The 25,877-nt window shown below is 74.1% G+C and carries 22 protein-coding genes; 14 read left to right on the plus strand and 8 right to left on the minus strand.

Features of this window, described 5'->3' with window-relative positions; all coding sequences use genetic code 11:
* Nucleotides 1-118: 118 nt before the first annotated feature.
* Entirely contained in the window at nucleotides 119-544 is a 426-nt protein-coding gene (locus tag SM611_RS11860; protein WP_371949504.1) for an ATP-binding protein, read from the minus strand.
* A gap of 108 nt (nucleotides 545-652) precedes the next feature.
* Between SM611_RS11860 and SM611_RS11865 the strand changes: the two genes are divergently transcribed.
* Together SM611_RS11865 and SM611_RS11870 are read left to right on the plus strand one after the other, a co-directional pair.
* Complete coding sequence (locus SM611_RS11865) at nucleotides 653-1,462, plus strand: helix-turn-helix domain-containing protein (protein ID WP_371949506.1); 810 nt, start codon at nucleotides 653-655, stop codon at nucleotides 1,460-1,462.
* Nucleotides 1,462-1,656 (plus strand): DUF397 domain-containing protein, encoded by a 195-nt coding sequence (locus SM611_RS11870; protein ID WP_371949507.1) that lies wholly within the window; start codon nucleotides 1,462-1,464, stop codon nucleotides 1,654-1,656. Before SM611_RS11865 ends, SM611_RS11870 begins: the two co-directional genes overlap by 1 nt.
* A 198-nt stretch (nucleotides 1,657-1,854) precedes the next feature.
* Here SM611_RS11870 and SM611_RS11875 read toward each other — a convergent pair whose 3' ends face one another.
* The 3 genes from SM611_RS11875 to SM611_RS11885 are packed head-to-tail and all read right to left on the minus strand — an operon-like array spanning nucleotide 1,855 to nucleotide 7,836.
* Complete coding sequence (locus SM611_RS11875; protein WP_371949509.1) at nucleotides 1,855-6,372, minus strand: FtsK/SpoIIIE domain-containing protein; 4,518 nt, start codon at nucleotides 6,370-6,372, stop codon at nucleotides 1,855-1,857.
* Nucleotides 6,365-7,306, minus strand: a complete 942-nt coding sequence (locus SM611_RS11880; RefSeq protein WP_371949511.1) for an NAD-dependent epimerase/dehydratase family protein — start codon at nucleotides 7,304-7,306, stop codon at nucleotides 6,365-6,367. The genes SM611_RS11875 and SM611_RS11880 overlap by 8 nt, the downstream gene beginning before the upstream one ends.
* Nucleotides 7,307-7,362: 56 nt before the next feature.
* The gene (locus tag SM611_RS11885) at nucleotides 7,363-7,836 is read right to left on the minus strand and encodes an SRPBCC family protein (RefSeq protein WP_371949513.1); all 474 of its coding nucleotides are present in this window, start codon (nucleotides 7,834-7,836) and stop codon (nucleotides 7,363-7,365) included.
* Nucleotides 7,837-7,948: 112 nt separating this feature from the next.
* On the opposite strand from SM611_RS11885, the gene SM611_RS11890 reads away from it, so the two are divergent.
* The 11 genes from SM611_RS11890 to SM611_RS11940 all read left to right on the plus strand — a co-directional run bounded on the left by SM611_RS11890 (nucleotide 7,949) and on the right by SM611_RS11940 (nucleotide 18,535).
* Complete coding sequence (locus SM611_RS11890; RefSeq protein ID WP_371949515.1) at nucleotides 7,949-8,641, plus strand: TetR/AcrR family transcriptional regulator; 693 nt, start codon at nucleotides 7,949-7,951, stop codon at nucleotides 8,639-8,641.
* Nucleotides 8,642-8,888: 247 nt separating this feature from the next.
* The gene (locus SM611_RS11895; protein WP_371949517.1) at nucleotides 8,889-9,749 is read left to right on the plus strand and encodes a hypothetical protein; all 861 of its coding nucleotides are present in this window, start codon (nucleotides 8,889-8,891) and stop codon (nucleotides 9,747-9,749) included.
* Nucleotides 9,750-9,751: 2 nt separating this feature from the next.
* Complete coding sequence (locus SM611_RS11900; protein WP_371949518.1) at nucleotides 9,752-10,624, plus strand: hypothetical protein; 873 nt, start codon at nucleotides 9,752-9,754, stop codon at nucleotides 10,622-10,624.
* Nucleotides 10,625-11,926 (plus strand): TadA family conjugal transfer-associated ATPase, encoded by a 1,302-nt coding sequence (locus SM611_RS11905; protein WP_371949520.1) that lies wholly within the window; start codon nucleotides 10,625-10,627, stop codon nucleotides 11,924-11,926. It abuts the gene before it with no gap.
* Nucleotides 11,926-12,900 carry a type II secretion system F family protein gene (locus SM611_RS11910; RefSeq protein ID WP_371950027.1) on the plus strand — a complete coding sequence of 325 codons (975 nt, stop codon included), beginning with the start codon at nucleotides 11,926-11,928 and terminating at the stop codon, nucleotides 12,898-12,900. Before SM611_RS11905 ends, SM611_RS11910 begins: the two co-directional genes overlap by 1 nt.
* Entirely contained in the window at nucleotides 12,897-13,814 is a 918-nt protein-coding gene (locus SM611_RS11915) for a type II secretion system F family protein (RefSeq protein ID WP_371949521.1), read from the plus strand. The genes SM611_RS11910 and SM611_RS11915 overlap by 4 nt, the downstream gene beginning before the upstream one ends.
* 37 nt (nucleotides 13,815-13,851) lie before the next feature.
* Entirely contained in the window at nucleotides 13,852-14,073 is a 222-nt protein-coding gene (locus SM611_RS11920) for a Flp family type IVb pilin (RefSeq protein ID WP_371949522.1), read from the plus strand.
* Nucleotides 14,074-14,079: 6 nt separating this feature from the next.
* A complete protein-coding gene (locus tag SM611_RS11925; protein WP_371949524.1) occupies nucleotides 14,080-14,529 on the plus strand; it encodes a TadE family protein in 450 nt (149 codons plus the stop codon).
* Entirely contained in the window at nucleotides 14,526-14,993 is a 468-nt protein-coding gene (locus tag SM611_RS11930) for a TadE family protein (RefSeq protein ID WP_371949526.1), read from the plus strand. The genes SM611_RS11925 and SM611_RS11930 overlap by 4 nt, the downstream gene beginning before the upstream one ends.
* A complete protein-coding gene (locus SM611_RS11935; RefSeq protein WP_371949528.1) occupies nucleotides 14,990-15,427 on the plus strand; it encodes a TadE/TadG family type IV pilus assembly protein in 438 nt (145 codons plus the stop codon). Before SM611_RS11930 ends, SM611_RS11935 begins: the two co-directional genes overlap by 4 nt.
* A gap of 81 nt (nucleotides 15,428-15,508) precedes the next feature.
* On the plus strand, nucleotides 15,509-18,535 hold the full coding sequence (locus SM611_RS11940; RefSeq protein WP_371949530.1) for a BTAD domain-containing putative transcriptional regulator: 3,027 nt from the start codon (nucleotides 15,509-15,511) through the stop codon (nucleotides 18,533-18,535).
* Between the two features lie 23 nt (nucleotides 18,536-18,558).
* Here SM611_RS11940 and SM611_RS11945 read toward each other — a convergent pair whose 3' ends face one another.
* From SM611_RS11945 to SM611_RS11960, 4 genes are all read right to left on the minus strand, one after another.
* Entirely contained in the window at nucleotides 18,559-19,770 is a 1,212-nt protein-coding gene (locus SM611_RS11945; RefSeq protein WP_371949532.1) for a YncE family protein, read from the minus strand.
* 97 nt (nucleotides 19,771-19,867) lie between these two features.
* The gene (locus SM611_RS11950) at nucleotides 19,868-20,923 is read right to left on the minus strand and encodes an NYN domain-containing protein (protein WP_371949534.1); all 1,056 of its coding nucleotides are present in this window, start codon (nucleotides 20,921-20,923) and stop codon (nucleotides 19,868-19,870) included.
* Nucleotides 20,924-21,010: 87 nt separating this feature from the next.
* Nucleotides 21,011-21,253, minus strand: coding sequence for an acyl-CoA carboxylase subunit epsilon (locus tag SM611_RS11955; RefSeq protein WP_371949535.1), 243 nt, complete (start codon nucleotides 21,251-21,253; stop codon nucleotides 21,011-21,013).
* 82 nt (nucleotides 21,254-21,335) lie between these two features.
* Nucleotides 21,336-22,928, minus strand: coding sequence for an acyl-CoA carboxylase subunit beta (locus SM611_RS11960; protein WP_371949537.1), 1,593 nt, complete (start codon nucleotides 22,926-22,928; stop codon nucleotides 21,336-21,338).
* A 132-nt stretch (nucleotides 22,929-23,060) separates the two neighbouring features.
* Between SM611_RS11960 and SM611_RS11965 the strand changes: the two genes are divergently transcribed.
* Nucleotides 23,061-25,688 carry a phosphoenolpyruvate carboxylase gene (locus SM611_RS11965; protein ID WP_371950028.1) on the plus strand — a complete coding sequence of 876 codons (2,628 nt, stop codon included), beginning with the start codon at nucleotides 23,061-23,063 and terminating at the stop codon, nucleotides 25,686-25,688.
* The last annotated feature ends 189 nt before the right edge of the window (nucleotides 25,689-25,877 follow it).

Here is a 25,877-nt window from a genome sequence, read left to right on the forward strand (position 1 = left end):
GCACGGTGAGTGCACACGAGCACCTCCCGGCCGGGGACGACAGATCCCGTGGAAGACACGAAGTCAGTCAGGGCTTGGGTCAGACCCCGTCGGGAGGTGCTCACCTACATCATCTCTGTCAGGGCTTGAGGCGGGCCCAGACCCATTTGCCGCCGGTCGGGTCAGGGGTGTGGCCGCATGAGGCGGCGAGGGCCGCGACAAGCGGGAGGCCCCGGCCGCCGTTGTCGTCCCAGTGCTCTTTCGAGACGTCGAGGGTGTCGAGCGTCAGCTCGACGACCGGACGCGCCTGAGGTGGTTCCGGGCTGGCGTCCCAGACGGCGATGAGGACGCCGGCGATGTCGCGGCTGCACTGGTACCGGATCTCCTCGCCGGGCGTGGCCGTCACGGCATTGGCGATCAGTTCCGAGGCGATCAGGAATGCATCGTCCGAAATATGCATGTAGCCCCAATTGTGCAGGCGCGTTTTCGTAAGCGTGCGTGCGAGGCCGGCCGCAGCCTTCGACGCCAGCATGGGGATCAGCAGGCAGTCCGGTGTGCTCATCATCGGTCGCCGGCTCCTTCCTGGAGAGATTTACGGATCGTGCCTCCAGGGTCACGCAGGGTGGCTAGACTGATGTGTATTCATAAACATCTCAACCCCCGGGAGATGTCCATGAGCGCTGCCGATGAGATCGACCCCGCGTCCTCGCTCTACGCCTGGCTCGCTTATGACCTGCGGTTTTATCGTCTGAAGCGAGGGTTGACCGGCACCCAGGTCGGCCAGATCATCAACTGCGTCCGCTCGCATGTTGCGAACCTGGAGGCGGGGCGTGCCTGCATCGACATGAAGCAGGCGAAGGCCCTCGACGAGGCGTGGGACACGGGCGGGCACTTCGAGCGACTCCTGTTCTTCGCGCGGGCGCTCCACAACCCTGACTGGTTCCGCCAGAGCGTCGAGTACGAGGTGAAGGCCAGAATTCTGCGCATCTACCAGGGGCAGACGATTCCCGTTCCGCTGCAAAGCGAGGACTATGCCCGCGCAGTGTTGTCGATGGCTCGCATCGCGGACATCGATAAGGCACTGATGGACCGCATGGCGCGGCAGGAGTTGATCATTGGCAGGGAAGACCATCCACTGATCATGGTCCTCATCGATCAGGACGCCCTGGACCGCCCGACTGGAGGTGTCCGGGTAATGAAGGCCCAGCTCCAGCGGTTGCTGGAGCTGGGGGAGCGTCCGACCGTGAGCATTCGAGTCATCGCCCGTTCAGCGGGGTGGCACTTTGGACTGAATGGGCCGTTCCAGATCATGAGCCTGGAACACAGGGACGTCGCTTACATCGGTGCGTTCCGCGGCGGCAGGTTGGCCCAGGATGCTGCCGAGGTGCGGGAGATGGCCGTAGATTTCGAGTTGATCGGGGCAAAAGCCTCGTCCGAAGGCGAATCCCGTGCCCTGATCAGGCAGCTCATGGAGGGTTTCTGATGGTGGTCAACTGGCGCAAGAGCTCGTACAGCGGCAGCTCGAACGATGAGATGTGTGTCGAGGTGGCCGGGTTGATCAGCGGTGTGGGCATCCGGGATTCCAAGGATCCCGATGGGGGACGGCTGGACGTGACCGGCGACCAGTTCGGGCGTCTGCTCCACCGGATCAAGGCAGGAGTACTCGACCGGCCCTGACGCGTGAAGGAGCTGACGCACGACCACGTTCGCGCCGAAGGGCAAGCGGGCGGGTGGTGCGACGGTGGGTGGCACCGGTGTTGTGTTGAGGATCGGCCGCCTGTGACGCCGGGTTGCCGCCATGACGGGTCAGGGTCGACGCGTTCGCTGAGGTGCTTCTCGGCGGGCGCGGCGTGCCGGATGGCGGTCGGTGGGTGGTCAGTCGGTGGTGGGTGGGAGGGCTGTCTGGATCTGGGTGGTCAGGCCGGTGGCGACGAAGAGGCCGCGGCCGGTGGGGCCGCCCAGGGGGGCGTTGCGGGGGAGGCGGAGGCCGAAGAGGTCGCCGTCGTCGGGGGAGTCGATGGACAGCAGGACGCCGGAGCGGGAGCGGCGGGTGTCGGAGAGGAAGCCGCGGTAGCCGCGGCTCAGGTCGGCGGTGGTGCCGCCGATGACGACGGCGTGCTCGCCGTCGCGGGCGGTGCGCAGGACGTCGCGGAGGGCGTCGTCCATGTCCGTTTCGTCGAGGAGTTCGGCGTCGTCGACGATGACGGCGTAGCGGTGCTCGTCGCCGATGGCGTCGGCGAGGTCGTCGGGGTCGGAGTCGGAGGTCAGGACGCCGAGGACGCCGGGGTGGCCGGCGAGCTGGCGGAGCGGCGAGCGGCGGGGCGTGACCAGGACGACGGGGACGAGCCCGCCGCCCACCGCCGGGTCCAGGAGGGAGTGGACGATCGTGCGGAGGGTGGTGGAGCGGCCCGAGCGGGGCGGGCCGGCGACGGCGAAGCCGGGGCCCTCGTTGAGGAGGTCGATGCCGACGGGCGCGAGGGTGTCGCCGCCGACGCCGACCAGCGCCCAGAGGGGCGACGGGGCGGTGAAGTCGGGGTCGAGCGACATGGCCTCGCGGTAGGTGACGCGGACGGGGAGTTCGTCCACGTGGAGGGGGCGCTGCCGGCGGGGCAGGCGGCCGTAGCGGGTGACGCAGGTGCGGGCGATCTCCTGGAGGACCGCCACCTGGGACGTGCCGGACGGGTCGTCCCCGAGGATGCAGATCTGGGATTCGCGCGGGGGCGTGCCGGGTGCGCCGGGTTCGAGGGCGCGGCCGGGCGGCATGGCGGCGGGGATCTGCCGGTCCTGGAGGCCGCCGTAGCCGTAGTCGTTCGGGTCGGCCATGCGCAGCAGGAGGCGGCGGTCGAAGACGGTGGAGATCTGGCCGCCGAGGCCGGAGCGGTCGCCGGTGAAGACGCCGCGGAGGCCGACGGCGGCGCCCTCGCGCAGGAGGCGGACGGCCTGGTCGACGAGGCGGCCGTAGTCGTAGTGCTCGAACGCGCCGAGGAAGCCCTCCCAGCGGTCGAGGAGCAGCACCGTCCAGGGGAGGCGGTCGGTGGCGGCGACGGCGGCGCGCTGCTCGGCGAGGGACGCGAAGCCCGCCTCGGCGAGGAGCTGCTGGCGGCGGGCGACCTCGGCGGTCAGCGCGGTGAGGAGCCGTTCGCAGCGGTCGAGCTGGTCGCGGGTGACGACGGCGCCGCAGTGCGGCAGGGAGATGAGCGGGAGCAGCGCGTTGGCGCCGCAGTCGATCGCGTACAGGTGGGCGTCGTAGGGGGAGCAGGACGCGGCGAGGGAGCCGGCGATGGTGCGCAGCGCGGTGGAGCGGCCCGACTGGGCGGAGCCGGCGAGGTAGAGGTGGCCGCCGGTGGCGAGGTCGAGGCCCAGTTCCTCGCGGGACTGGACGCCGGGCAGGTCGGTGATGCCGAACCGGATCGGCGGGACGTCCACGACGGAGCCCCCGGCGGCGGTGCGGGTCGTGAGCCTGATGCGCTCCGGCAGCGGGTTCAGCCACGGGGACGGCCGGCGGGCGATGCCGGCGCGGCGGGCGGCCTCGTCGATCGCCTGGACGAGGACGCCCAGATCGGTGGCCAGGGTGGTGTCGTCGGCGGGGTCGCGGGGCGCGGGCAGCGGGTGGCCGAGGCCCTGCCACGGGAGCGGCAGGACGCTCGGGCCGGTGGCGCCGGCGTCGCCGGGGCGGCGGCCCCCGATCCGGGCGGACTGGACGGGCTGCGGCGCCGACACGCCGGAGCGGATGTAGCAGCGTCCGGGCGTCGACTTGGAGATCTGCGCGGCGTCGGGCGAGTCGAGGACGTCGGCGGACTCGTCCGGGTCGGTGACGCGCAGCGCGATGCGCAGGTTGGTGTTGGCGCGGATGTCGGCCGTGACGACCCCGGCGGGACGCTGCGTCGCGAGGATCAGGTGGACGCCGAGGGACCGTCCGCGGCGTCCGATGTCGACGAGGCCGGTGACGAAGTCGGGCAGTTCGGTGACCATGGCGGCGAATTCGTCGATGACGAGGACGAGCCGCGCCATGGTCGGCAGCCCGGGGTCGGCGGCGCGCAGGTCGTTGAAGTCGTCGATGTCCTTGGCGCCCGCTTCGAGGAGGATCTCCTCGCGGCGGCGGAGTTCGGCGGCGAGGGATTCGAGGGCGCGTTCGGTGGCGTGGCCGTCGAGGTCGGTGACCATGCCGACGGTGTGGGGGAGGCGCCCGCAGTCCTTGAACGCGGCGCCGCCCTTGTAGTCGATGAGGACGAACGTCATCTCGTCCGGGCGGTTCGCCACGGCGAGGGAGGCGATGAGCGTCTGCAGCAGTTCCGACTTGCCCGCGCCCGTGGTTCCCGCGATGAGGCCGTGCGGGCCGTCGGCGCGGAGGTCGACCTCGTAGGTCTGCCCGGAGCCGACGCCGATGGGGACGCGGGTGGTGCGCCCGCCCGCCTGGCTCCACGCCTGGAGGATGTGCTCGGCCGTCGGGTCGGGCATGCCGAGGACGTCGAGGAGCCGCACGTCCGCGGGGATCGAGTCGTCGGCGTCCTCGCGGGACACGTCCCGGACGGGGGCCAGCGCGCGCGCCACCCGGTCGGACCAGGTCGCCGAGACCTGGTCGGCGACCACGGGGCCGACGTCGTCGAGCCCCTGCCCCTGGAGCCGGATCAGCGACGGCCACTGCGGTTCCCATGCGGCGACGGCCTGGCATTCCTCCGGGAGGAGGCGTTCCTCGTCGTCCACGCAGACGGCGTAGAGGCCGTACTCGGCGCCTCGTGACAGGAGCATCGGCATGCCGGGTATGCGGCGCAACGCGCGCGCGCCGTCCAGCACGATCAGGATGTTGTACGGGACGGAGGGCGCCCCCTCCTGCCCGAAGAACGACGATTCGGCCTGCGCGGCACGCCGCCGTTCCGTCACCTTGATGGCGAGTTCGGTGACGCGGTGCGCGGCCGACTCCGGGTCGGTGCCGACGAGGGCGACGCAGTCCTCGCCTTCGCGGGGCGCGCAGTGCGGCAGCCAGCGCACCCAGTTCCACTCGGTGCCGGACCGCTGGTCGGCGGACAGGACGACGATCGCCAGGTCCCGGGGGCTGTGCAGGACGGCGGCCTGCGCGACCAGCCAGCGCGCCAGGCCGCGGGAGGCGTGCCGGGGCCCGGTCAGCCCGATGACGCCCAGGTCGGCGAGCGGCAGCGCCACCGGGACCTGCCGGGCGGCCGGGACCGGCACCTCGCCCGCCTCGCCGGTCAGCTCGATGCGGGCGGGCAGGTCGGCGAGGCCGAGCCGCAGGTGCAGGACGTCGGCGTCGTCGCGGCGCCGCTCCCACAGGCGGCGGCGCGGCCCGGTCGCGGTGAGCAGCACCTCGGCCGGGTCGGGGTGCAGGGCCCGCCGCTCCGCCTCGTCCTCGCGCCGCAGCCGCTCCATCTCGTCGTCGAACTCGCCCGACCTGCGGTGGTACTCCTTCAGCGCCTTCTTGTACGACTTGCGGCCGTGCAGCCGGTCGCCGATCCATTCGCCGAGCGTCATCACCGGCCAGGCCAGCGCGAACAGCGCCCACCACCACTGGCCGAGCGCGAACGCCATGACGAGCCCGAACGCCGAGAACAGCAGCGCGCCGAACAGCCGCAGCCGCTCGCGCGGGTTGCGTTCGGGGCGCTTCGGGACGTCCAGCGTCCGCGCCCGGTGCGCCGGACGCAGCCGGGGCGGCCGGTTGAACGCGAGGCCGCCCTCGGGCAGCGGCTCCAGGTGGGCGTCGGGCGCGCTGCTCGGCGCGAGCGTCAGGACGCTGCCGCCGACCGTGAGCAGGCCGCCCACCGGCCAGATCGTCTTCGCGCCGAGCGGGGTGCCGTCCAGCGCGGCGGAGCCCCGCATCGTCAGTGCGGACGCCTCGACCTCGACGGCCTCCCGCCCGACCGTGAGCCGCAGGGACCGGGCGGGGACGGACGGGTCGTCGAGCACGACGTCCACGTCGTGCCCGGACCCGATCGTGCTGGTGCCGAGCCCGAGCCGGTGCACCGACCCGGCGGCCGGGCCGCCGATGACGCGCACCTCGACGAGGCCGGTCGGCTCGGCGAGGACGGTGGCGGCGGCGCCGCGCTGCTCGACGGCCACGACGGCGCCGTCGCGCAGTTCCTTCACGGCGAGGGCCTGCGGGTCGAGCATCCGGCCGTCCATCCAGAGGGCCCGGCGGGGGCCCCCGTCGGTGGCGGGCCGGCCGTCCTTGGCGAGCAGGGCGGCCTTGGAGAACCGGGGGGTGAGAGCCGGCCGGGGGCCGTCCAGGGTGGCGGCGAGCGATTGGGCGACGCCGTCCACGGTGACCTCGGAATCGAGATTTATCACGACATCCCGGGGTCCTCCGCCGGTCAGCGCCGTGAACGAGATCCGCATCCGTGCCTCCGACGTCCGCTGGTCGACCGCAGTCAGCTTAAGCATCAACCCCCGTCCGCTCGCGGGAGGCCGCGACGATCGTTTCGAGGGCGTCGTCCAGCGGCGTCGGCGCCACCCCGAAAGTCTCCTGGAACGCGGAGGAGTCCAGGATGTACGGCTTGTCGAACTGGTAGCGCGTCTCCCGCAGTTCCCTCAGCAGCGGCGAGAACGGCCCGAGGGCGTTGAACAGGGCGCGCGGCACCTCGCTGACCCGCGGCTCCGGTGCGCCGGCGATCGCGCACAGCCGCTCGGCGACCTCCAGCGTGGACACGGCCGGGCCCGTCGGGACGTGCCAGGGCCGCCCCCACGCCCGCTCGTCCGTCCCGGCGACGGCGAGGGCCTCGGCGACGTCCGGCAGGTACGTCCAGGCGTGCGGGACGGACGGGTCGCTGAAGTACCACACCCGCTTGCCCGCGAGCAGCGGCCGCACGAACCGCGTCTCGCCGATGTACGCCTGGTCGGTGCTGCGCGGCCCGTAGTAGTCGGACGGCCGCAGCTCGGTCATCCGGATGCGCCCGGCCTCGTGCGCCGCCAGGGCGTCCTCCCACATTCTCGCCCGCACCCGTCCCTTGGTGCCGGGCGCGGCGAGCGGCAGGTCCTCGGTCATGGGCCCGTCGACCGGCCCGTAGACGTACAGGTTGCTCAGCGTCACCAGCACGGCCCCGGTGTCCTCGGCGGTCCCGAGGAAGGACGACGCCATCGGCGGCCAGTCCTGCACCCACCGGTGGTATCTCGGGTTGACGCAGTTGTAGAGCGCGTCGGCGCCCTTGGCGACCTCGGTCAGCCGGGGCCGGTCCGCGACGTCCGCCGCGACCCGCTCGACCCCTTCGGGCCCCGACCCGGACCGCGTCACGACCACGACGTCGTGCCCGCGCCCGGCGAGCCGCTCGGCGAGGTGCGTTCCGACCTGCCCCGCTCCGACGATCACGTGCTTGCCCATGGTGCTCTCCTCTGCTGAGGTTTCGGTCTGAGGTTTCGATGTGAGGTCTCGCCGCGTCAGGCGGCGTCCTCGACGCGGGTCTTGAGGGCCGCGAGCCGGATCTCGTGGCCCTCGCGGAGCTTGCGCTGCCCGTAGAGGCGCCGGACGAGGGGCCCGGTCAGGGACTCCTGGACGGTCACGCGGGTGCGACCGCCCTCCTCGGCGAGGACCAGGCGGTCCACGGCCCGGTAGAGGGCGAGGCAGGTGCCCGTCCAGCTCAGCTCGCGGCCCGGTGCGACCACGGCGAAGCGGGAGCGGAGCGGCGTGCCGTTCTGGGCCCAGCGGAACTCGCGGCCCGGCTCGACGGCGTGCAGGGCGCGCAGCCTGAAGCCGGGCGCCCAGGTCTCCCAGCCGCGCAGGTCGGCGAGGACGTCCCAGACCCGCGCCGGCGAGGCGTCGATCAGGACGCTGGACGTGTTGGTGACCGGCGCGGACTCGTCGATCCGGCCGCGCAGCGCGTACTCGTCGTGCAGGGTCGCCAGGTTCGGCATGACCGCCTCCAGGTGCTCGATGCTCCGTTACGAGAGCAATGCTCTCTCTAGAGAGCGGTGATGTCAAGAGCAGTGCTCTCGATTCGGTGCGTCGCTCTGCTAGGCTCGCGCCATGAGCGCAGGTCGTACGGCACGGGAGCGGGTCCGGGCGGAGCTGATCCGGGAGATCACCGAGATCGCGAGACGGCAGCTGGCCACCGAGGGCGCGGCGGGGCTGTCGCTGCGCGCGGTCGCCCGCGAGATGGGCATGGTGTCCTCGGCGATCTACCGGTACTTCGCGAGCCGCGACGAGCTGCTGACCGCCCTGATCATCGACGGCTACAACGCGGTCGGGGAGGCCGTGGAGCGCGCCGACGCGAACGCCGGGGCCGCCGACTTCGCGGGCCGGTGGCTGGCCGTGTGCAGAGCGGTCCGGGAGTGGGCGCTGGAGCATCCGCACGAGTACGCCCTGCTGTACGGATCGCCCGTCCCCGGCTACAAGGCGCCCGAGGACACCGTCCCCGCCGCCATGCGCGACACGGTCGTCCTCGCGCGCATCATCGGCGAGGCGCACGCCGCCGGCGCGCTGGAACCGTCCGGCCCGTGCCCGCCCGCGCTGGCCGGCGACATGGCCAGGGTGCGCTCCGCCCTGTTCATGGACGTCCCGGACGAGGTGATCGTCCGGGGGCTCACCGCGTGGGCCGGACTGTACGGAACGGTCAGTTTCGAATTGTTCGGGCAATTCAACAACGTGATCGAGGAGCGGGCCGCCTACTTCGACCACACGATGACCCTGCTCGGCCGTCTCGCCGGCCTGAAACCCTGAGAAACCCTGACGCCCGGGGCCCTCGCGCGGCCTCCGAAGGTGTCCAGCATGTGGTCAGTGACTGATGTGACTGGTGGTAAGTAGTCATGTGACCGACAAATTCGCAGGTCATCGCTGTACGCATGGATACGGAACGGCTTCACATCACCGAATCCATTGACGGGACCTTGCCGCCCCCGCAAGCATGGATCGCTCGGTATGCGCGGACCATGTGGGACGAGGTCCGCGGGACGGCGGGAAGGAGCGCGTGGGCAGCGCGATGAAGGCCAACCAGTCGACCGTCTCCGGTGGTGGGGCGGCGGGCTCGTCCGGCGGCACGGCGGGGCTCGGCCGGTCGGGGCTCGGCACCTCCGGGGGGCAGCGGCTTCCCACCTCGCCGCGCGAGCGCAAGCCCGCGCTGGCGGCGCTCGCGGTGCTGCTGATCCTCGGCGGCGCCCTCGCCAGCGCCTACCTGGTGATGGCGAGCGGCGAGCGGGTGTCGGCGATCCGCGTCGCGCAGCCGGTCGCCGCCGGGCAGAAGATCCCGGCGAGCGCCCTCGAAGAGGTCCAGATCGGCGACACCGGGATCCAGTACCTCGCCTGGACGGAGCGGGCGAAGGTGACCCGGCACATCGCGGCCGTCCCGCTGGTGAAGGGCGCGCTGCTGACCAACTCCATGATCAGCCCGGAGACCGCCCCGGAGAACGGGCGCGTCATCGTCGGGCTCGCCCTCAAACCCGGGCAGATGCCGGCGGGAGACGTCGTCGAGGGCAGCCGCGTCACCCTGTACGCGGTCGGCTCCGGCGCGCAGAACGGCGCCCCGCGCGCCGGGACCGTCCTCGCCCAGGACGCCGTCGTGATCGGCGTCGGCGGCGCCGACGCCGGCGGCCCGACCCGGCTGCGCTCCGACCAGACCAGCGTGGACGTCGCCGTCCTCCCGGCGGACGCGGCGCAGGTGACGCAGGCGGCGTCCGCCGGCGCGGTCGCGATCGCGCTGCTGCCGCCCGGCACGACGGCGGCGCCGCCCAACAAGCCCGCCGGGCAGACCGGCCCCGGCGGCACCGGGGACCAGCCCGGCGTGGACCCCCTTCCAGGCGGCACCCCGGCACCGGGCACGGGCGGTAACTGACGGTGGCACTCATCGCGCTCGCTGCCGACAAGGGGGCGCCGGGCGTCACGACCGCGGCGGTCGCGCTCGGCGCCGTGTGGCCGCGCCCGGTGCTGGTCGCGGAGTGCGACCAGGCGGGCGGCGACCTCGTGTACCGGCTGCCCGCCGCCCAGCCCGACGGGGACGGGGACGGCGGCATGCTCAACCCGTCCCGGGGGCTGCTCAGCCTCGCCGCGACGGCCCGCCGCGGGCTGCGCCCCGACCAGATCGCCGAGCACTGCCAGCGGCTCGTCGGCGGCCTCGACGTCCTCGTCGGCATCACCAACGCCGAGCAGGCGCAGGCGATGACATGGCTGTGGGGGCCGCTCGGCCGCGCGTTCGCCGGCCTCGCCCCGGTCGACGTGCTCGCCGACTGCGGGCGGCTCGGCGCCGGCACCCCGCTGACCGAGCTGATGCGGGAGGCCGACATGGTCGTCCTGCTCACCCGCGCCACCCTCGAACAGGTCGCCCACCTGCGCGAACGCGTCGGCGCGCTGACCGAGGAGCTGCGCGGCGGCCCGCCGATCGGGGTGCTCGTGCTCGCCGACCCGCGCGACTTCCGCGGCTCGGTCGCCGAGGTCGACCGGATCATCGCGGGCGCGCGCGGCCGCGGCCAGGTCCCCGACCCGGCGCAGGGCCCGCCGCCGCCCGGCGTGACCGTCCTCGGCGGCCTGGCGCTCGACCCCAAGGGCGCCGACCTGCTGTCCGGGCAGTGGGGCGGGCGGCTGGACCGGTCACTGCTCATCCGGTCGGCCCGCGAGGTCGCGGCCGACCTCGCCGGACGCCTCGCGCGGTCGCCGCACGCCGAGGCGGCGGCGCAGGCCCCGGTCGGGGTGCGGCCGGAGGGGAGGCGCTAGATGGACCACGGGCTCGTCAAACGCCTCCGCCAGGAGGTCGGCGACCGGCTGGCGCAGCAGCGCCGGCTGGACGCCGCGAACGGGCTGCCGCCCATGTCCGGGGAGGACGAGCGGCAGTACGCCCGCGCGCTGATCGGCCAGGTGCTGGAGGAGTTCGCGCGCGGCGAGATCACGTCCGGGCGCCGCCCGCCGAACGCCGAAGAGGAGGAGGCGCTCGCCGCCGGCGTGCACGCCGCGCTGTTCGGCGTCGGCCGCCTCCAGCCGCTGCTCGAGGACCCCGAGATCGAGAACATCGACATCAACGGGTGCGACCGCGTGTTCATCGGCTACGCCGACGGCCGCGAGGTGATGGCCGAGCCGGTCGCCGAGAGCGACGAGGAGCTCGTCGAGCTGATCCAGATCCTCGCCGCCTACAGCGGGCTGTCGTCGCGGCCGTTCGACACCGCGAACCCGCAGCTCGACCTGCGCCTCCCGGACGGCTCGCGGCTCTCGGCCGTGATGGACGTGACCGTCCGCCCCGCGCTGTCGATCCGGCGCGCCCGGCTCGGCAAGGTGTTCCTCGCCGACCTCGTCGGCAACGGCACGTTCACGCAGGAGATCGGGCAGTTCTTCCGCGCCGCCGTGCTCGCCCGCAAGAACATCATGATCGCGGGCGCGACGAACGCGGGGAAGACGACGCTGCTGCGCGCGGTCGCCAACGAGATCCCGCCGCACGAGCGGCTCATCACCGTCGAGCGCGCCCTCGAACTCGGCCTGGACGCCTTCCCCGAGCTGCACCCGAACTGCGTCGCGTTCGAGCAGCGCCTCCCGAACTCCGAGGGGCAGGGCGCGATCTCGATGGCGGAGCTCGTCCGCCGGTCGCTGCGCATGAACCCGTCCCGCGTCATCGTCGGCGAGGTGCTCGGCGACGAGATCGTCACGATGCTGAACGCGATGACGCAGGGCAACGACGGGTCGCTGTCCACGATCCACGCGAACTCGTCGGTGGAGGTGTTCAACCGCGTCGCGACGTACGCGATCCAGTCGGCGGAGCGGCTGCCGGTCGAGGCGACGCACATGCTGATCGCGGGCGCGATCGACTTCGTCGTGTTCATCGAGAAGCGCAACGACTACGCGTCCGGGGGGCGGCTGCGCCGGTACGTGTCCAGCGTCCGGGAGGTCACCGGCGTGGACGGGCGGGTCCTGTCGTCGGAGGTGTTCGCGCTCGGGACCGGCGGGTTCGCCGTGCCGTCCGCGCCGATCGCGTGCGCGGCCGAGCTGGCCGAGTACGGCTACGACCCGGCGGCGGGGGGCGCCTGGTGATGTACACGCCGGACGTCCTGCTCGCCGTCGTCGCGGGCGCCGCCGCGGGCGGCGGGCTCCTGCTGCTGGTCGTCGCGCTGCGCGGGCTGCCGGCCCGTCCCGGGCCCGCCCGCGGGCGCAGCCGCGAGGACCTGGTCCGCACCCTCACGACCCGCACCGCCATGGCCGTCATCGTCGGCTTCCTCGTCCTGGTCGTGACGCGGTGGCCGATCGCCGCCGCCGGCACGGGCGCGCTCGTCCTCGCCTGGAACGGCCTGGCGGGCGGCGCCGCCGAGGAGCGCAGGGGCATGGCGCGCCTGGAGGGCCTCGCCGGCTGGACGGAGTCGCTCCGCGACACCATCGCCGGCGCGGTCGGCCTCGAACAGGCCATCCCCGCCTCGCAGCGCGCCGCCGCGCCCGCCCTCCAGCAGCCGCTGCGCGACCTCGTCGACCGGCTGCACACCCGCGTCCCGATGCCGGAGGCGCTGCGCCGGTTCGCCGACGACCTGGACGACCCGTCCGCCGACCTGGTGATCGCCGCGCTGATCCTGAACTCCAAGCTGCGCGGGCCCGGCCTGCGCGACATGCTGAGCGCGCTCGCCACGTCCGCCCGCGCCGAACTCGACATGCGGCGCCGCGTCGAGGCCGACCGCCGCGCGACCCGGCGCAGCGTCCGCATCGTCGTCGCCGTCTCCGTCGGGACGGCCCTCGCCCTCGCCGTGTTCAACCACTCCTACGTCGAGCCGTACGACGACTTCCTCGGGCAGCTCGTCCTGTGCGTCGTCGTCGCCCTGTACGGGGCCGCGTTCCTGTGGCTGCGCCGCCTGTCGCGGTACGAGCTGCCGGGGCGCTTCCTCAGCGAGCCGCGCAGGCCGGCCGAGCCGGGCGTGCCCGGCGAGGTGCCGAGCACCGTCGCCGGCTGGCAGGGCGAGCAGGCGGAGCTCCCGCTGCGCGGCCGGCACACCATGGACGCCGGAGGGGGTGGCGCGCCGTGAACGCCGCGATGATCGCGGGCGCCGTCGTCGGCCTCGGCCTGTACGCGCTCGTCCGGGCGCTGTTCCCGGCCCGTCCCGGCCTCGCCGCCCGGATGGCCGCGCTCGACGCCGCCCGCCGCCGCGACCTGGAGGAGCAGCAGCTCGGCCGCATGTCGCCGACGCTCGAACGGGTCGGCGGGGTGCGCGCGAAGGTCGGACGGGAGCTGGCCCGGTTCTGCGAGGCGCGCGGCTGGCGGCTGCGCGGGATCCGCGCCGACCTCGCGATCACCGAGCGGTCGCTGGAGGCGTTCCTCGCCTCGAAGTTCCTGCTGCCCGCCGCCGCGCTGCTGTTCATCCCGCTGATCGTCGCCTACTTCACGCTGCTCGGGCTCGGCTCGTCCGTCGCCGTCCCCGCGTGGATCTGCGTGCTGTTCGCCGTGCTGTTCTTCTTCTTCCCCGACATGCAGCTCCGGCAGGAGGCGCAGGCCCGCCGGCAGGACTTCCGGCACGTCGTCGGCGCGTTCCTCGACCTCGTCTCGATGAACCTCGCGGGCGGGCGCGGCGTCCCGGAGGCGCTGATGACGGCGTCGCGGGTCGGCGAGGGCTGGGCCATGCACCGCATCCGGGACGCGCTGTCCAACGCCCGCATCACCGGGCAGACGCCCTGGCAGTCGCTCGGCCGGCTCGGCGAGGAGCTCGACATCGCCGAGCTGCGCGACCTCGCCGGGGCGCTCGCGCTCGTCTCCGACGACGGCGCGCAGGTCCGCAAGTCGCTCGCCGCGCGCGCCGCGTCCATGCGCAGCCGCGAGCTGTCGGAGCTGGAGGGCAAGGCCGGCGAGCGCTCCCAGTCGATGCTCGTCGCGCAGCTGTTCCTCTGCGCCGGATTCCTGATCTTCCTCGCCTATCCGGCCCTGATGCGGGTGCTCGCGTCATGACCCCAGGGCCCGCCCCCGACCCCGTGGAGGTGTCCGTATGAACCCGCTCAACCCCCTCAACGATCCGGCGGTGGCCTATCTGCGCGCCGTGCTCGGCGCCCGGATGGCGCGGCTGCGCTCGGACGAGGAGCGCAGCCGCGGCGCGTCCGCGATCGAGTGGGCGATCATCACCGCGATCCTCGCGCTGATCGCCATCACGATCGGCGCGGTGATCCAGAAGAAGATCCAGGACAAGGCCAACAGCATCAACACGGGCTGACCCCCGATGCGGCTCCGGGAGCGCGCGGCCCCCCTCCTGCGGTCCGACGCGGGCGTGTCGTCGATGGAGTGGGCGCTGCTCACGCCGATCCTCATCCTGGTGATGCTCGTCGTCGTGCAGTTCGCCATGGTCTTCCACGCCCGGCACGTCGCGCTCGCCGCCGCGCAGTCGGGCGCCCGCGTCGCGCGGACGTCGCCGGTCGGCGGCGGCTGGGAGGGCGTGGCGACCGCGAAGGCGGCCGGGTCCGTCCGCGAGATCGGCCCGGACCTGCTGAGCGGCCTCCAGGTGCGGGCGGGCGAGGAGAACGACGAACGATGGGTGGAGGTGAGCGGCGAGGCGGTCCAGGTCGTCCCGTTCATGACGTTCCACGTGTCGCAGCGCTCGCAGGGGCCGATCGAGTGCTTCCGGCCGGACGTCGGCGCCGGCACCGCCTGCCAGCAGGGGGCGGGCCCGTGAGACGCCGCGCGTCAGAGCACGCCGGCGAGCGGGGCTCGATGTCACTGGAGATGGTGCTCGTCACGCCCATCTTCATCGCGTTCCTGCTCTTCCTCGCGGGCGCCGGCCGCATGGTGGACGCCAAGAGCCAGGTCGACGGCGCCGCCCGCGACGCCGCCCGCGCCGCGTCCATCGCCCGCAGCGCCGGGTCCGCGCAGGCCCTCGCCGCCGACACCGCCGCCGCCGGGATGCGCGGCACCGACTGGTGCTCGGGCGGGCCGTCCGTGCGGACCGACGTGTCCGCCTGGGGGCCGGGCGGCAGCGTCGGCGTGACGATCACCTGCGACGTCGACCTCGGCGACCTCGCGTTCATCGGGCTGCCCGGCACCAAGCGCCTGCAGGGCCACGCGATCGCGCCCGTCGACACCTTCACCAACCGCGGGACGGAAGCCGGCGGCGCCGACGACCCGGGAGCCGCGCCATGAGGACCGCCGAGCGCGGCGAGCGCGGCGACCGCGGCACGATCGCGATGTACACGGTGCTGTTCACACCGATCGTCCTGCTGCTGGCCGGGCTGCTCGTGGACGGCGGCCTCGCCATCCATGCCCGGCAGCGGGCCGCCGACATGGCCGAGCAGGCCGCGCGGGCGGGCGCGAACCAGATCGACACCGCCGCCCTGCGCGAGACCGGCGAGCCCGTCCTCGACCCGGGCCGGGCCCGCGCGGCGGCGTGCGACCTGCTCGCCGCCTACCCCGACCGGGTCACCGCGTCCCAGTGCGACGCCGACGAGCAGGAGGTCGCGGTCACCGTCCAGATCAGCGTGCGGCCGCAGCTCCTCGGCATCATCCCCGGCTTCGGCGAGTTCCGGATGTCCTCCACCGCGACCGCCCGCCCGGTCACCGGAGGGGGCGGGCCGTGAGATGGGCCGTGATCGAGCGGGAGAACGGACTTACGATGAGGGCGACCTCCGGGGAAACGGCAGGGACGCGATGGTGACGCGATGGTGACGCGGCAGGATCGGCGGACGCCCGTCCGGGTGCGAGGGCGCCGGAGCGCCGGCGACGTGCTGGCCGGGATCGGCGCGGTCGCCGCGCTGGCGGCACTGCTGGCAGGCGTCCCGTTCGCGCTGCTCACGCTGTTCGGGTCGCCGCTGCCCGAGCACCTGCCGGCCGCGTCCGACCTCACCCAGAAGGTGGGGCCGGGGTCGCTGATCGCGATCCTCGTCGCGCTGGTGTGGCTCGCCTGGCTGCAACTCGCGGCGTGCGTCGTCGTCGAGGTGTACGCCGGGGTGCGCGGCGTCGGGGTGCCCGCGCGGGTGCCGCTCGCGGGCGGGACGCAGTCGCTCGTGCACCGGCTCGTCGTCGCGGCGCTGCTGCTGTTCACCGCCACCACCACGATCATGCCCGCGTTCTCCGGCGGCGGGCTGTCGCAGCGCCCGCCGGCGGCGGCGCCGGCGCAGATGCAGCCGCAGTCGGCCGCGTTCCACCAGGTGCCGGACGCGCCGGAACGTCCGGCCGCCGCCGACCGGGTCGCCGAGGACCTCGCCGCGAACCCGGCGGAGAAGTCCGCCACCACGAAGATCTACCGCGTGCAGCCGCCGGAGGGGCGCCACCACGAGAGCCTGTGGGAGATCGCCGAGAAGTGCCTCGGCGAGGGCCGCCGCTACAAGGAGATCTACTCCCTCAACAAGGGGCACGTCCAGCCGGACGGGACGCGCCTGACGATCGCCAGCCTGATCCGCCCCGGCTGGATCCTGGAGATGCCGGCGGACGCCAAGGGCGCGAAGGTCGTCCCCGTCAAGGACCTGCACGACTACTTCCGCTACGGGCACGCCGTCCCGGACGAGCCGGAGAAGCCCGCTCCCGAGCCCGACCCGGCGCCGGAGCAGCCGGCCCAGCCGCCGGCATCGCAGCCGCCCGCGTCCCAGCCTCCGGCATCGCAGCCGCCGGCGTCGGCGTCGCCCGCACCGGAGCAGAGCCGGACGCCCGCGCCCGAGCAGAGCCCGGCGCCGGAGAAGGAGGCCCCGCAGGAGTCCGAGCCCGCGCATCCGCCCGCGCACGCGGAGGGCCCGTCCGGCGAACTCGGCGGTGACGCGGGCAGCGGCGGCGCCGAGGTCCCCGGCCAGGGGGCCCCGGAGCACGAGGACACCGGTACCGCGTTCGAGTTCGGCTGGCCGCAGGGCCTCGCGGCGGCGTCGCTGGTCGCCGCCGGGCTGCTCGCCGCGCTCGGCCGGCGCCGCCGCGCCCAGCTGTGGAACCGCGCGTTCGGGCAGATGGTCGTCCGCCCGGAGGGGGAGGCGGCCGAGGCGGAGCGGGCGCTGCGGATCGGCGCCGACGACGACGCGGCCAAGCTCCTCGACCTCGGCCTGCGGCACATGTCCAAGTCCATGGCGGCGGGCGGCCGGGCCCTGCCCACCGTCTACGGCGTCCACCTCGGGCGCGGCAGCCTCGACCTGTGGATCGCGCCCGCCGACCGCAACCCGCCCGCCCCCTGGCAGGCGTTCGACGACGGGCAGGTGTGGCGGCTGCGCGCCGACGCGCTGCCCATGCTGGAGGCGGCGGGCCTCGCCGACGTCCTCGCCCCCTACCCGGGCCTGGTGTCGATCGGAACGAACGCCAACGGCCGCATCCTCGTCGACCTGGAGGCCGCGCACGGGCTGATCGCGCTGCGCGGCCCGGACGACGTCCGCCGCGCCGCGCTGTCCGCGGTCGCGCTGGAGCTGGCCACCAACCGCTGGTCCGACCACATGCGCATCACGCTCGTCGGGTTCGACGCGGAGCTCGGCGAGGGCCTCACCGAGATCGCCCCGGACCGGGTCCGGGCCGTCCCGATGCTCCGCGACGCGCTGCCCGAGCTGGAGGGGCGCAGCGAGGAGGTGCGGCAGGCGCTCGCCGCGTCCGGCGTCGACTCGGTGCTCACCGGACGCTGCCGCGGCGTGTTCGGCGAGGCGTGGATGCCGCACTACCTGATCATGGCGGACGCCCCGGACGAGCAGGAGGCCGACCGGCTCGTCGCGCTCGCCCGCACCGGGACCCGGATGGCCGCCGGGTACATCGTCCCGGGCGAGGTGCAGGGCGCCACCTGGACGTGGGACGTCGACGCCGCCGGGCGCCTCCAGGCCGGCGTGCTCGGCTTCGACGTCGACGCGCAGCTCGTCCGCGACGACGACTACCGCGGCGTGTTCGAGCTGTTCCGCACGGCGGGGCGGCTCGACTCGGTGGACCTGCCCGGCCTCGCCGGCGGCGCGGAGCCGCCCGCGGCGCAGCAGGCGTCGGTCGACATCCGGCTGCTCGGCCCCATCGAGATCGAGGCGCCGGGCCCGATGGACGAGAGCCGCCGCGAGCTGTGCACCGAGCTGCTGGTGTTCCTCGCCGCGCACCCGGAGGGCGTGCACCCGACGGTGCTGTCCGGCGCGATCTGGCCGCGCGGCGTCAGCGCGGGCGTCCGCGACGCGACCGTGGCGCGCGTGTCGGACTGGCTCGGCCGGGACGCGCGGGGCCGCCCCAACCTGTACACCGACGAGCGCGGCCGGATCAGGCTCGGCTCCGAGGTGCGGGTCGACATCGCCATGTTCCGCTGGCTGGTGTGGCGGTCGGCGGCCGAGCCCGCGTCCGAGACCGCCTACATGGCGTACGCGCTGGACCTCGTCCGCGGCCCGCTGCTCGCCGGCCGGCCCCGCGGCCGGTACGCGTGGCTGGCGAACCACGACCTGGAGTACGAGACGCCCGCGCGGATCATCGACGTCGCGCACCGGCTCGTCGTGCTGCGGCTGGACGAGGGTGACGCGCGCGGCGCGGTCGGCGCGGCCCGCGCCGGGCTGCGGCTCGCGCCCGAGGACGAGGGCCTGTGGCGGGACCTGCTCCGCGCGACCCACGCGACGGGCGACGTCGCGCAGGTCCAGGTGGTGGTGGACGAGCTGCGCGCCCGCGTGGTGCGCGACCCGTTCCTCGACCGGCTCCAGCCGGAGACCGAGGCGCTGGTCGAGGAACTCGTCCCCGAATGGTCCGCCGGAGCGGTCACGCGCTGAGCCGCGCGCGGGGGGCCGGGCGGTCAGCGGTAGAGGCCGGTGCCGCCGAGGGAGTAGCGGCCCGGCTGCGGGTGGACGCACAGGCCGGCGGGGCGGCCGCCCACCCGGATCTCGCGGACCACGCGTCCGGTCCTCGTGGACACGGCGTAGACGAGGCCGGCCGGGTCGGCGAGCCACAGCGCCCGCCCGTCCGAGGACACGCCGCCCGGCACGGGGGAGCCGCCGCCGGGCAGCGGCCAGCGGGACACGACCCGCCGCGTCCGGAAGCCGACGGCCGTGAGCGTGCCGCCGCCCACGACGAACAGCCGCCGCGCGTTCCGGCTGATCGCCAGACCGCGGGCGCCCGGGGCGGTCGCCACGAGCCCGAGCAGTGCGAACCGCCGCGCGTCGACGAGCCACACCCCGCCCTTGGCCGCGTCGGCGACGTAGAACACCGTGCCGCCGGGGGAGAGCCGCAGATCGCCGGGCCGCGCCCCGTCCGGCAGCGGGATCGTGCCCGCGACGCGGCGACCGGCGAGATCGACGACGGCGAGCGCGCCGGCGGTCGTGCACGACGCCACCAGGGAGGCGCCCCCGAAGGAGAAGTCGGCGTGGGACGCCGAGCACGGCATCGGCACCGACGCCCGCGGCTCCATCGTGCGCGGGGCGCGGACGTCGATGCGGCGGCGTGCCAGCACGAGCGCGTCCCGCCCGTCCGGCGTGAAGTAGAGCCCGGCGGCGCCGGGGGCCCTGACCGGTCGGCCGCGCCGTCCCATCGGGACGAGCAGGCCGTGCGCGCGGTCGATCGCCCACAGCCGCCGCAGATCCCACGACGGCACGACCCGCGACGCCGTCGCCCCGGTGCGGAGCCGCCCGACGACCGCGGCGGTGTCCGGGTCGATGACGTCGACCACCCGGCCGTTCGCGACGTAGATCCGGGGCGGCAGCCCGCGCGCGTTCGGCGCGATCATGCCGGGCCCGGTGGCGGCGTACACGCGCCCGCCCGCCGGCGCGACCGGCACCCCGCCGCCCGGGGCGGGCGGGTCGTCCGCCCCGGCCGTGCGCCGCGCGTCCGGCCGGACGCTCTGGTAGGGCGCCGGCCCGCCCAGCCCGACCACCGGATCGTCCGGGGACCGCTCCCCGGGCCGGTGGAACGCGACGGGCGACTCGCACCCGGCGAGAACGCCGCAGCTCAGCCCGAGGAGGACGGTGGGAAGCAGCGCGGTGGCCCGGGACCGTCCTTCAGCGGAACTCACGCATGGTCACCCCCCAGTCACGGCGGGGACCTTACCGAGGGACGACGTACCGTGTCCGGACAATCGCCAAACGTGAATCGGTGGTGCGGCCCGGGAGCTAGTCGGACTTGCCGATGCCGATGCCGAACTCGCGGTAGACGCGCTCCCAGAAGCCGTCCCGCAGCCAGGTGCGGGCCTCCTGGTAGGGGCGCAGCGACGAGCCCAGGGTCTTCTCGGCCTCGATCAGCAGCTCCTTGTCGATGACGGGCGGCAGGATCGGGCCGGGCAGCAGGTCGCGGATGTTGTCCCGGCCCCGCTCGAAGATCCACTTCTGCGCGACATGCTCGCCGATCTCCAGCATGTGGTCGCGGTCGGGGCCGAGCTTGACGTCGGCCGGGGCGGCCGCGGAGTTCATCGACGCGGCCACGGTGGCGGGCGTCGCCGCGCCGGGCACCGGGACGGCGGCGCGGACGGCGGCGGGCACCGGCTTGACCGACGGCGGCTTGCCCGCGAACACCTGCGACGGGGACGGGACGGGGTTCGCGCGCTGCGCGGCGGCCGCGGCGTCCCGGACGGCGGCGGCGCTGCCGGGCGCGGGGACCGGCAGCACCTTGGCCTTGGTGAAGTAGGGGCGCAGGAAGTCGGCGGCCAGCACCTCGACCGTGTCGGACTCCCACACCAGCCATTCGGCCTGGTTGGAGCCGTGCGTGGGCTCGACGCCCCACAGGTGCACGCGGACGCCGTAGCGCTGGGCGGCCTCCACGGCGGGCAGCATGTCCTCGTCGCCGGCCAGCAGCACCGCGTCGGTGATCGCGCGGTGCCGGGCGAGGGCCTCCAGGTCGGCGCGGAGCTGCGCGTCCACGCCCTTCTGCTGGCCCTGCGCGTTCAGGTTGCCGAGGCGCAGCTTCACCAGCGGAAGGTTCGCGATCACGCGCTGGTCGACCGTCGGCTGCCGCTTCGGCGCGGCGTCGAACCAGTACACCCGGAGCAGTTCGCCGCGGCGCTGCTCGTCGGCGTGGTCGGTGAGCGCCTTGATCAGCTTCTCCGCCGCGACCCGGTACTCCCGGCGCGAACCGCAGCCGAGCAGCAGGGCCCCGGAGGCCGCGTAGAGGTAACCCGCGTCGACGAAGATCGCGTATCGCGCGGGCTGGGGAACGTACTCCGAGGTGGCCATGGCCTTCCACCTTATTCGTGCGGAGCCCCCCACTGGGCGCGAACCACGGTTACATTCCGCTTCGGCCGTCCGCCGCCGCGGACGGGGTCAGCGGGGCAGGCCCCCGGCCCGCCACGCGCCCGGCCCGCGCGGCCCGGGGTCGCCCGCGAACGTGGTGCGGACGAGCCGGGACCGGTCGGCCCAGCGGGACGGCCGGGCCGGGCCCGCGCCGTCCCGGGCCGCGGCGGCGGCGCGGGCGCGGGCGGTGAGCACGGCGACGAGCGCCGCGATCTCCTCCGGGCCCGGGTCGCCGCGGACGATCTGGAGGAACGGTTTCTGCTCAGCGGTCACGAAACCCGACCTCCTGGGAGAGTCAGCACCAAAGTCGGCCCCGGGCGCCCCGCAGGCACCCGGGAACTCGCCTGAGAAACGGTCACAGTGGGATGTTCCCGTGCTTCTTGGGCGGCAGCGTCGTGCGCTTCTCGCGCAGCGCCCGCAGCGCCCGCACGACCTGCCCGCGCGTCTCGGACGGCTTGATCACGTTGTCGATGTAGCCGCGCTCCGCCGCGATGTAGGGATTGGCGAGCGTGTCCTCGTACTCGGTGATCAGCTCCGCGCGGCGGGCGTCCGGGTCCTCCGCGGCGGCGAGGTCGCGCCGGTACAGGATGTTGACCGCGCCCTGCGCGCCCATCACCGCGATCTGCGCGGTCGGCCACGCCAGGTTGATGTCGGCGCCGAGGTGCTTGGACCCCATGACGTCGTACGCGCCGCCGTACGCCTTCCGCGTGATGATCGTGACGAGCGGGACGGTCGCCTCCGCGTACGCGTACAGCAGCTTCGCGCCCCGCCGGATGATCCCGTTCCACTCCTGGTCGGTGCCGGGGAGGAAGCCGGGGACGTCCACGAACGTCAGCACCGGGATGTTGAACGCGTCGCAGGTCCGGACGAACCGGGCGGCCTTCTCGGACGCGTCGATGTCGAGGGTCCCCGCGAACTGCATCGGCTGGTTCGCGACGATGCCGACCGAGTGGCCCTCGACCCGTCCGAACCCGACGATGATGTTCGGCGCGAACTGCTCCTGGACCTCCAGGAACTCGCCGTCGTCCAGCACGCCCTCGATCGCGGTGTGCATGTCGTACGGCTGGTTCGGCGAGTCGGGGACGAGGGTGTCGAGCTCCTCGACCGGCTCGGCCACGTCGACCGGCACGTCGAACGCGGGCGCGTCCGACAGGTTGTTCGACGGCAGGTAGGACAGCAGCGCCTTGACGTACTCGATCGCGTCCTCCTCGTCCGACCCCTGGTAGTGGGCCACGCCGGACTTGGAGTTGTGCGAGTGCGCCCCGCCCAGCTCCTCCATCGTCACCTCTTCGCCGGTGACGGTCTTGATCACGTCCGGCCCGGTGATGAACATGTGCGAGGTCTGGTCGACCATGACGATGAAGTCGGTGATCGCCGGGGAGTACACGGCGCCGCCCGCGCACGGCCCCATGACCAGCGAGATCTGCGGGATGACCCCGGACGCGTGCACGTTCCGCTTGAAGATCTCCGCGTACAGGCCGAGCGCGACCACGCCCTCCTGGATCCGCGCGCCGCCGGAGTCGTTGATGCCGATCACCGGGCAGCCGGTCTTCAGCGCGTGGTCCATCACCTTGACGATCTTCTCGCCGAAGACCTCGCCGAGCGACCCGCCGGAGACCGTGAAGTCCTGGCTGAAGATCGCGACCGGGCGGCCGTCCACCGTGCCGTACCCGGTGACGACGCCGTCGCCGTACGGCCGGTTCTTCTCCATCCCGAAGTTGGTGGAGCGGTGCCGCGCCATCTCGTCGAACTCCACGAACGAGCCGGGGTCGAGCAGCGCGTCGATCCGCTCCCGGGCCGTCATCTTGCCCTTGGCGTGCTGCTTCTCGACGGCGCGTGCCGAGCCGGCGTGCACCGCCTCGTACCGGCGCCGCTCCAGGTCCGCGATCTTTCCCGCCGTGGTGTGGACGTCGTAGTCCACGGGGGGTTCAGGGGCTTCCATCGCCATGCCGGTCAGGGTAACCGCACGCTGATTCCGCTCATGCGGCCGGGTGCCGGTGACCGGGACGGAGACCGTCCCGGCGCTGCTCGTTAGGCTTGGCGGGTGGCTACGAAGACGCGTGACACCTTTCGGCAGGACATGCCCGAACCGCTGCGCCGCGACGTCCGGCTGCTGGGCGCCATGCTCGGCGACGGCCTCGTGGAGTACGGCGGCCAAGGGCTGCTGGACGACGTCGAGCGGCTCCGCCACGCGGTGATCGCGGCCCGCCGCGGCGAGACGGGCATCGACGAGGTCGCCGCCCTCGTCGACGGCTGGACGCTGGAGCGCGCCGGTCAGGTCGCCCGCGCCTTCACGGTCTACTTCCACCTGACGAACCTCGCCGAGGAGCACCACCGCATCCGGACGCTGCGGGAGCGCGACACCGCCGACACCGTCCCCGGCTCCGTGGCCGCCGCGATCGAGCAGATCCGGGCCTCCGGGGACGGCCGGCTCGACGGGATCATCGACGGCCTGGAGTTCCGGCCCGTCTTCACCGCGCACCCGACCGAGGCGCGCCGCCGCGCCGTCGTCACCGCCATCCAGCGGATCAGCGACCTGCTCGCGCACCTGAACGAGGCGCCCGGCACGTCCGAGCGGGAGGAGATCGAGCGCGGCCTCCGCGAGGAGATCGACCTGCTCTGGCGGACCGCGCTGCGCCGGCACACCCAGCTCGACCCGCTGGACGAGGTCCGCACCGCGATGGCCGCGTTCGACGAGACGATCTTCCGGGTCGTGCCGCACATCTACCGCTCCCTCGACCGCGCGCTCGACCGCGAGGGCACCGGCACCCGGCCGCCCAGGGCCCGCCCCTACCTGCGGTTCGGCAGCTGGATCGGCGGCGACCGCGACGGCAACCCCTACGTCACCGCGCAGGTCACCCGGGACGCCGTCACGATCCAGGCGGAGCACATCCTGCGCGCCCTGGAGAACGCGTGCGCCCGGATCGGCCGCGAGCTGACCGTCCACGAGACCACCACGCCCGCGTCGGCGGAGCTGCTGGGCGTCCTCGCCGCCGCGCGCACCGCGCACCCGCGGCTGATCGCCGAGATCGGCAAGCGCTCGCCCGGCGAGCCGCACCGCCAGGTCCTGCTGCACGCCGCCGCCCGCATCGCCGCGACCCGCGAGCGCGACGCCGACCTGGCGTACGCGTCCCCGGACGACCTCCTCGCCGACCTGCGCGCCGTCCAGGACTCCCTCGCCGGCGCGGGCGCCGCCCGGCAGGCGTACGGCCGCCTCCAGCAGCTGATCTGGCAGGTCGAGACGTTCGGCTTCCACCTCGCCGAGCTGGAGATCCGCCAGCACTCCGAACTGCACGAGCAGGCCCTGGCCGAACTGGACGGCGAGCGTGCCACCGGTGGGGGGACGACCCCCCACACCCCCCGGCAACCGCATAGTGAGATGACGGCCGAGATCCTGGAGACGCTCCGCGTCGTCGCCTGGATCCAGGGACGCTTCGGCGTCCGCGCCTGCCACCGCTACGTCGTCTCGTTCACCCGCTCCGCGCAGGACATCGCCAACGTGCACGCGCTCGCCGAATCCCTCGGCGACGGCGCCCCCGTCCTGGACGTGATCCCGCTCTTCGAGACCGGGGAGGACCTGGAGCGCGCCCCGTCCGTCCTCGACGGCATGCTCGACATCCCCGCCGTGCGGCGCCGCCTGGACGAGACCGGCCGCCGCCTGGAGGTCATGCTCGGCTACAGCGACTCCGCCAAGCAGCTCGGCCCGACCAGCGCGACCCTCCGCCTGTACGACACCCAGGAGGCCCTGGCCGCGTGGGCGGCGCGCCACGACATCAGGCTCACGCTCTTCCACGGGCGCGGCGGCTCGCTCGGCCGCGGCGGCGGCCCCGCCAACCGCGCCATCCTGGCCCAGGCGCCGGGCTCGGTCGCGGGCCGCTTCAAGGTCACCGAGCAGGGCGAGGTCATCTTCGCCCGCTACGGGCACCGCGAGATCGCCCGCCGGCACGTCGACCAGGTCACCAGCGCCGTCCTGCTCGCCTCGACGGACCCCGTCCAGGACCGCGCCCGGGAGGCCGCCGCCCGCTTCCGCCCCCTCGCCGACAAGATCAGCGACTCCGCGAAGGCGGCGTTCCGCGGCCTGATCGAGACCGCGGACTTCGCCGTCTGGTTCGCCCGGGTGAGCCCCCTCGAAGAGATCGCCGAGCTGCGCATCGGCTCCCGCCCGGCGCGCCGCAAGGCCGCCCGCGGCCTGGAGGACCTGCGCGCCATCCCGTGGGTGTTCGCCTGGACGCAGACCCGCGTCAACCTGCCCGGCTGGTACGGCCTGGGCAGCGGCCTCGCGGCCGTCTCCGACGACGGCCGCGACCTCGCCGAGCTCCGCGAGGCGTACGAGGCGTGGCCGCTGTTCAACACCCTGCTCGACAACGCCGAGATGAGCCTCGCCAAGTCCGACCGCGCGATCGCCGAACGCTACCTGGCCCTGGGCGGGCGCCCCGAGCTCTCCGAGACCGTCCTGACCGAGTACGACCGCACCCGCCGCCTCGTCCTCGCGGTGACGGGCCACGACCGCCTGCTGGAGAACCGCCGGGTGCTGTCCCGCGCGGTCGAACTCCGCAACCCCTACGTGGACGCCCTCTCCCACCTGCAACTGCGGGCCCTGAAGGCCCTCCGCGCGGGCGTGGAGAACGACGAGGAGCGGGCCCACCTGGAGGACCTGCTCCTCCTCTCCGTCAACGGCGTCGCCGCCGGCCTCCAGAACACCGGCTGACCGGCGCGATCACGGCCCTCCCGCGACGGGCGGCACGCGGGTGGTGTCCGAGACCCCGGGCAGGATCGGCCCATGAGGACGGCGCCTACGGGCGCCGGGAGGACTGGGAGGACTCGCCCGCCGGCCGGCCCCGGGACGGCTCGGTCAAGGCCGGCTTCTTCCGCGGGGACGGCCGCCCCACCGCCCAGT

It is taken from the genome of Actinomadura monticuli (genome assembly GCF_041463655.1).
GTDB classification, from domain to species: Bacteria; Actinomycetota; Actinomycetes; order Streptosporangiales; family Streptosporangiaceae; genus Spirillospora; species Spirillospora monticuli.